Raw genomic sequence first — 7,046 nt, forward strand, 5'->3', positions numbered from 1 at the left:
CTGACTACTGACTATTGTTCAAGAACTGTTCGACAAAATTGGTGTAAACTTCGCCGCTGAGAAACTCGGGGGAATCGAGAATTTTTTGGTGGAAGCTAAGGGTGGTAGGAACGCCGGTGATGGCGCATTCCCGCAAGGCCCGTTTCATCCTGCGGATGGCTGTCGGTCGATCGCGCCCCCATACAATTACTTTACCGATTAAAGAATCGTAGTAAGCGGGTATTTCGTAATCGGTGTAAACGTGAGAGTCCATCCGCACGCCGGGGCCACCGGGAGGCAAATAACCGCTGATTATGCCGGGGTGGGGTCGGAAATTGCGATCGGGATCTTCAGCATTGATGCGGCACTCGATGGCGTGGCCGTTGAGAATTACTTGGTTTTGTTTGATTTGCAGTTTTTCTCCTTGGGCGATGCGAATTTGTTCGGCTATCAAGTCGAGGCCTGTAATCATCTCGGTGACGGGATGTTCTACTTGGATGCGAGTGTTCATTTCCATGAAGTAGAACTTGCCTGATTTGTCAAGCAAAAATTCGACAGTACCCGCACCCGTATAGTTGATGGATTTGGCGGCGGCAATGGCGGCGTGACCCATTTGATCTCGCAGTTTCTGGCTGAGGGCTGGGCTGGGGGCTTCTTCGAGGAGTTTCTGATGTCGGCGCTGAATCGAACAATCTCTCTCGCCGAGGTGGATGACGTTACCGTAGTTGTCGGCGAGGATTTGGATTTCGATGTGCCGGGGTTTTTCGATGAATTTTTCGAGGTAAAGTCCGGGGTTGCCGAAGGCTGCATCGGCTTCGCCTTGGGCTGCTGAGAATAGTTTGGGGAGTTCGGATGCTTCTCTAACTAGCCTCATGCCGCGGCCTCCACCGCCGGCTGTGGCTTTGATCATCACAGGATAGCCGATGTCGCGGGCGATCGACAAAGCTTCGCGATCGTCCGCCAGCAATCCCTCGCTACCGGGAACAGTGGGGACTTTCACCCGCTGCATGGTTTCTTTGGCGGTGGATTTGTCGCCCATCGCCCGCATTGCTGCCGGAGACGGCCCGATGAAGGTAATTTGATGGTCGGCGCAGATTTCGGCAAATCGGGCGTTTTCCGCCAGGAAGCCGTAACCGGGGTGAATGGCTGCGGCGTTGCGCGTCAGGGCGGCCGCGATGATGTTGGGGATGTTTAAATAGCTTTTGCTGCTGGTGGGGGGGCCGATGCAAACGGCTTCGTCTGCCAACTGGACGTGCAAGGCGTGTTTATCTACGGTGGAGTGAACGGCGACCGTGGCAATCCCCATTTCCTCGCAGGTCCGCAATATGCGGAGAGCTATTTCTCCCCGATTAGCGATTAAAATTTTCGAGAACCCCATCTTCGCTGCTTAATTCACTCAATATTCTGTACAATAATGCCTTTCGGTATGTTCTGGATAATCGTTTTCCAGAAATTGTTCACAAAAATTTATTTTACATTTTGCTGGTAGTGGTGCTATGATTGTAAATCGGCGGTGCAAAAGGGCAAGTCACAAGTTAAATGTCAGGAACCTCAACCTGTGAATCTTTAACTCGTAACGCAAAAATCCCGGAGATTGCCAGAAAGAGCGGATGTGGCGGAATTGGTATACGCGCACGCTTGAGGTGCGTGTGGCATTATGTCCTTGCGAGTTCGAGTCTCGCCATCCGCATTGAATATATAAAACAACTGTTGACAGTTTTTGCTGTCGGCAGTTGTTTTATATTGAGTGGTTTTTTTAGAAAGTCGATCAAGTTTTAGATGGGATTCTCGAAAACTCGATAGAACTAAGCATTCTTTAGCTGTCGATCGACTATTGTGTTTAAATTAAAAAGATAGATACTTATCGTTTGTCAAGTAAAATGGGGTTAGTTAGGTTCCGAATCCGAGAGTTGGCTGACGAAAAAGGATGGACGCTAAAGGATGTTGCCGATCGATCGGAGGTTCGTTCCGTACAGCACTGTCAGGCACTATGCTCGATCGGAAGGACTAGCAACGGTTGATATCACATCTATTCAAAAAATAGCTCGCACGCTCGATGTTTTGATTGAAGAGTTGATGGATGTTGTCAAAGAATGAACAGCCAGTACCGAGTGTCGGCAGTTGTTTTATATTAAGTGGTTTTGTCGATCGAGGGTTCTTACCAGGAAGTGCGATCGAACTTCTTCCCGCAGTAGAATAATTATCAGTTTGGGAAGGGCGATCGAAATCCCCACTATTTATTCGCCGTGCCACTAACCTAATGGTATAGTCGCAGTACCGTTGCGGAGTCCAGATGGGCTATCGTTATTTAAATAATATGGCTAAGCAACCCGTAATTATCACCTGTGCCATCACTGGTCATCGCACTACTAGGGAAATAGCTCCTGTTCCGTTAACGCCAGAAGAACAAGCAAAATCTGCTCAAGAAGCAGTTGAACATGGAGCTGCGATTATACACCTCCATGTTCGTGGCGATAATGGCGAAGAATCTCTCGATCCAGAGCGATATTATGAAGCTATTTCTAAGCTAAAACAAATTGTTCCTACTCCGCTAATCGAAATCACCCCACGTGGGACAGACAGGTTAGCACAAGTACCAGAAAAAGTTGAACGGGGTAATCTGGTGAAAATATCTTCTGCAATGTGGGGCAATAAGCCTGAACTCAAGCCAGAGATGTGTGCGCTCAACCTGTCAACACGGAATATTGATGAAAAAACAATCATCCTAAACCCGCCACATGATGTAAGAGAGCAGATTGAGCGTATTTACAGTTTAGGGCTGAGCCCTAGATGCGATATTTACGATCTGGGAGATATCCGAGTAGCCTTAGAATTGCTGGAAAAAGGTATCTTAAGAGAGCCGCTTCATTTCCTCCTAATTTTAGGAAGTTATTCAGGGATTGGAGCGACATCTCAAAATCTGGAGTACATGGTTAAGCAATTGCCAGAACAATGTCACTGGACAGCATTGGGTGTTGGCAGTCGATATAACTATTTTATAGCAGAACAAGCTATTCTACTTGGGGGGCATATTCGCACAGGATTTGAGGACGAAACCTATGTCCGTAAAGGGCAAAAAGCGAAATCAAATGCAGAATTAGTGGCGAATTTAAGAGGTATTTGCGAAAAATTAGGGCATCCCATCGCAACACCTGAGCAAGCTCGCCAAATTCTTGCGATGCAACAGCAGCCACAGCACTCATTCTGACGGTTCGCTCATTTTAAGCTAAGTTTCCAGAATTTGCCTCGACAGAATCTGGTTTCCAGCCTTCGTGTCAAAACTCCTGTAATGAAGCGCGAATTGAGATGCCCACTACCCTCTTTCTTCATAATTTTTACCATGACACAAGTAAGTGTTAGCAGTATTTTAGGTGTGTTACATTTGTTGCCGATTGGCATAATTGTTGGAATTATTTCTGCTCTCCTTGGTATTGGAGGCGGCTTACTTTATGTTCCAGCCCTTGCAGCAATTGGCGCGTCACCTATTCAGTCTGTTGCAACGAGCTTAGTTGCAATTAGCCTTGGCGCACTTTCTGGAACAATCCAGAATTGGAAAATGAACTCACTTAAAATTGAAACGGTTTCCTTATTAACATTCCCGGCAATGCTAACAACTGAAATAGGAGTTGCCATTGCTAATGCTTTACCTAGTAAATGGCTGTTATTGAGTTTTGCTGCTCTCCAGATAACTGCAATCTGGCTGATCAACTTGAAAAAGCACCTTCAAAAACAAGAGAAAAAAGCAGCAAAACTTGATTTTTCTGAATCGTCGGTAAATTCAACAGCGCTAATTTTAAAAACTCAAGGCATTGGACTGATAGCTGGAGTTTTATCGGGTTTGTTTGGAGTAGGTGGAGGGATTGTGATGGTTCCCCTGCAAGTTCTGTTTCTTAAAATGCCCATTAAAGAATCTGTACAAACCAGCTACGGAGCTATTGTATTAATTTCATTATGGGCGGTCAGTCGTTATGTAATCGCCGATTCTAGTAATGTATTGATAGTACCAGGATTAATGCTGGGTTTGGGATCGTTATTTGGCGCAAATTTTGGTGCTAGGCTGTTGCCAAAATTGTCAGATAAATTAGTCAGATTTCTATTTACCGGGTTGTTGATTGTTTTAGCGGGCTATATGTCGTTACAAGCTTGGGCTCTGTAAGTTTCAACATACAGCACTTTTTAGCGATAGCAACCGCCAAGATATTCGGGAGGTTCTTAATCGCTGGAACGATTGCTATTATAGCCTTTTTTAGGTAAATGAGGTGCGTCGCTATCTAAAATTGGCTATTTCAATCTAACAGGTCGCAGCGCGTGATTTTTCTGACCTTCCTCTGCCAGGTTTTCTGCTACTACCTCGCAAGCTTGCAGCAACCCCGAATCTACCAATTCTAAGTTAGCCTGTAATATCTGCGGTTCTTCACCTTTGGGGCAATTCAGGAGTGTCTCAATCAATTGCCGATAAGCTTTGGCGCGGGTTTCTTCCATTGTGGGGAGTTGTCCGTAACACCGATGTTTATTTTACCATGATTGGTGGTTTGGCGGTTGACGCTCCCCCGTATCAATTTCTACCCCATCCCGAACAAGTAATCGAAATTACCCTCTCCCACAGAGTTTTTAAGCGTATTGATAATTTTCCTTGTATTATCGTGAGGCCCTTCAATATAACAAGGTTTTCCATTGCGACCGAATTTCAAGCCAATTTCGCTGGTTGATTCTCCTAAATGAGCCTTCGACTGCTCGAAATCGCGATGCGGTTCAAAACCTAATATTTTGGCATAAGCGATCGCACCCCAAACCAGGGCTTGTGCTTGCTCTAAACTAATCTCCTGGTACTCTTGCATAAACTGCGAGTAACAAAGCTGAACGAAATTTTTATATTGGCTATCGTTGAAGTTACGTGGCGGAATGGTATCCTTAACTCCCAAACACCAGTAGTCGATCAAATAAGAGGCTGTAACAAAACGATTGTATCCCTTGGAACGGGTAACCACCACTAAACCCAAACCGCTCGTTTCAGAGGTTTCATTCCCCAACAATACCTTCGCAAAATTTACATCCACGAGACATTGAGCAACGGGCAATAACTCTCCTTTTTCGGCGCTAGCGAGGGCTGTTTGTTCTGCATGAGATTGAAGAAAGGTAGTGACTTCGGATGCTTTCAATCCTAACTTTCGGGCAATTTGTTTGGGCGTTAATTGGCGATCGCGCAGGTTGAGAATTTCTTGTTCTTGTTCGGGCTGCATGGTTTTTCTATTGCCGTCAGGGCTGGGTTCAAGCTGAGTCGATCATTGTACCGCGTTTTTGCGACCAACTTCGTAACATTGCAAAGATTGAGGAAAAAACCCGGTTTATTTGATGGTGCGAGTGGCGAGAAACCTCGGTTAGCCCGATAGTCCGCCAGGGGTTGAAACCCCTGTCTCATAGCAAAAGTCCTCTTAAAGAGGACTAAAGAGTTTTTCATTTTTATCTCAGATTTTCAGTCGGTTTCAACCGACTTTCGCTATTAGCCAGGGGTTGAAACCCCTGGCGGATGTGGCAACACCGCTAGAGTACAAGCAACATAGGAAAAAACCCGGTTTATTCTAATTTTGCGCTAATTCTGGCGGCCGCCCCATCAAGCCTGTCATCAGCCGCAAGGCTAAAAACCTCACTGGGGGAATTGTCCGCAAACACCACAATCCAAAGCGGCGAAATGCCACAATTGGCAGCCAAGTATTGGAAAATAATCTGTCTAGAAAATCGGTAAATCCTAACACGATTAAATTCTCTTTTTTCCGCCAGTTGTGATACCGTTTTAATACTCGTAAATCGCCGATATCTTCGCCTTTTTGGTGCGCTTGCTGCAAGATTTGGGCGATCGCCCCAGCGTCTCGAATGCCCATATTTAATCCCTGGCCGCCGACGGGATGGCAGCAGTGGGCCGCGTCGCCAATTAGTGCTAATCTGGGCAAAACGTAGCGATCGCTCTGCATTAACTGCACCGGAAACAAAAAGCGATCGCTTTCCAATTCCAAACGCCCTAAAAGCCCGCCCGTGCGCTGTTCCAACAAAGTCAAAAACTCTGTTTCATCCATTTGTTGCAAAGCTTTAGCTTCCGCGTGGGGTGCTGTCCAAACTACTTGACAGCGGTTCCCCGGTAATGGTAAGACTCCCATCGGGCCGCTCGGCCAAAAGCGCTCAAAAGCGATATCATTGTGCGGTTTTTCTGCTTTAATAGTGATAGCAACGCAGGATTGCCAGTATTTCCAGCCGCGAGTGCTGATATTGGCTTCGGTGCGGATGCGCGATCGCGAACCGTCGGCGGCGACTAATAATTTGGTGCGAATTGTCCGAGTTTCGCCGTTTTGTTTGACTTCTATTTCGGCGCAATCGGTTAAATATTTTACCTCGACTACTTCCGCCGGACAAACCCAACTAAAATTCGGGTTTTTTGCCAAAGATTCTTGCAAAGCTGACAGCATGACTCCGTGCTCGCCAACGTAACCTAAAGCTGCTTTTGGTACGGGCAATTTGCCAGTATTTCCCAAATCCGGGCGGTGGAATTCGACGACGCCTGGATAGTCGCCGTCGCAGAGGCTAATTTGCTCGAAGGTGGTGATTTGCGGCAAGATTTGCTGCCACACGCCGATACCTTCTAAGATCATTCCTGATAGCAGGGTGATTGCATAGGCTTGTTTTTTGGCTGCGGCGGCGGCGGGGAGTTGGGTTTCAATTATTGCTATTTTTAAGCCAGAATCTTTTAAGGCGCTGGCTAAGGTGGCCCCGACTATGCCGCCTCCGACGATGGCTATGTCAAAGTCGAGTGTCGGTGTTTGCGTGGAGGCTGTGGTTAGAGAAAGTTGGTTTACAGGCATTTTCAAGGGATTTTGTCAAAGTTAATTGGATTGTTACTTTGTTATTGTAAAGAATTATTTCGATTTAGGGCGATCGAGCGACGGAGACGGGAGATGGGGAGATGGGGAGACGGGGAGAGGTTGAGAAATTTATGATTAACAGGGTAAGCGCACCTCAAACGAAGTTGCCATCTAGGTTGTAGGACTGCTACTTTGAGAGAGTTCAGGGAGTGCTGC

6 protein-coding genes, 1 tRNA gene and 1 pseudogene are annotated in these 7,046 nt (G+C 46.6%); 4 read left to right on the forward strand and 4 right to left on the reverse strand.

Features of this window, described 5'->3' with window-relative positions; all coding sequences use genetic code 11:
• Nucleotides 1–4: 4 nt before the first annotated feature.
• Nucleotides 5–1,357: an acetyl-CoA carboxylase biotin carboxylase subunit gene (gene accC / locus QUA25_RS24745; protein WP_333041935.1), complete on the reverse strand. Its 1,353-nt coding sequence runs from the start codon at nt 1,355–1,357 to the stop codon at nt 5–7.
• Between the two features lie 228 nt (nt 1,358–1,585).
• Here accC and QUA25_RS24750 point away from each other — a divergent pair.
• From QUA25_RS24750 to QUA25_RS24765, 4 genes and pseudogenes are all read left to right on the forward strand, one after another.
• Nucleotides 1,586–1,669, forward strand: a tRNA-Leu gene (locus tag QUA25_RS24750).
• 190 nt (nt 1,670–1,859) lie between these two features.
• A pseudogene (locus tag QUA25_RS24755) lies at nt 1,860–2,076 on the forward strand (helix-turn-helix domain-containing protein).
• A 196-nt stretch (nt 2,077–2,272) separates the two neighbouring features.
• Nucleotides 2,273–3,187, forward strand: a complete 915-nt coding sequence (locus QUA25_RS24760; RefSeq protein ID WP_333041937.1) for a 3-keto-5-aminohexanoate cleavage protein — start codon at nt 2,273–2,275, stop codon at nt 3,185–3,187.
• 132 nt (nt 3,188–3,319) lie between these two features.
• Nucleotides 3,320–4,135, forward strand: coding sequence for a sulfite exporter TauE/SafE family protein (locus tag QUA25_RS24765; RefSeq protein ID WP_333041938.1), 816 nt, complete (start codon nt 3,320–3,322; stop codon nt 4,133–4,135).
• A gap of 125 nt (nt 4,136–4,260) precedes the next feature.
• Here the strand turns inward: QUA25_RS24765 and QUA25_RS24770 are convergent, their stop codons facing one another.
• The 3 genes from QUA25_RS24770 to QUA25_RS24780 form a co-directional block, all read right to left on the reverse strand.
• The gene (locus tag QUA25_RS24770; protein WP_333041939.1) at nt 4,261–4,461 is read right to left on the reverse strand and encodes a hypothetical protein; all 201 of its coding nucleotides are present in this window, start codon (nt 4,459–4,461) and stop codon (nt 4,261–4,263) included.
• Between the two features lie 80 nt (nt 4,462–4,541).
• Nucleotides 4,542–5,219, reverse strand: a complete 678-nt coding sequence (locus QUA25_RS24775) for a DNA-binding response regulator (protein ID WP_333041941.1) — start codon at nt 5,217–5,219, stop codon at nt 4,542–4,544.
• A gap of 339 nt (nt 5,220–5,558) precedes the next feature.
• Complete coding sequence (locus QUA25_RS24780; RefSeq protein ID WP_333041943.1) at nt 5,559–6,830, reverse strand: FAD-dependent hydroxylase; 1,272 nt, start codon at nt 6,828–6,830, stop codon at nt 5,559–5,561.
• Between the last annotated feature and the right edge of the window lie 216 nt (nt 6,831–7,046).

Source organism: Microcoleus sp. Pol17C6 (genome assembly GCF_036701145.1).
Taxonomy (GTDB): domain Bacteria; phylum Cyanobacteriota; class Cyanobacteriia; order Cyanobacteriales; family Microcoleaceae; genus Microcoleus.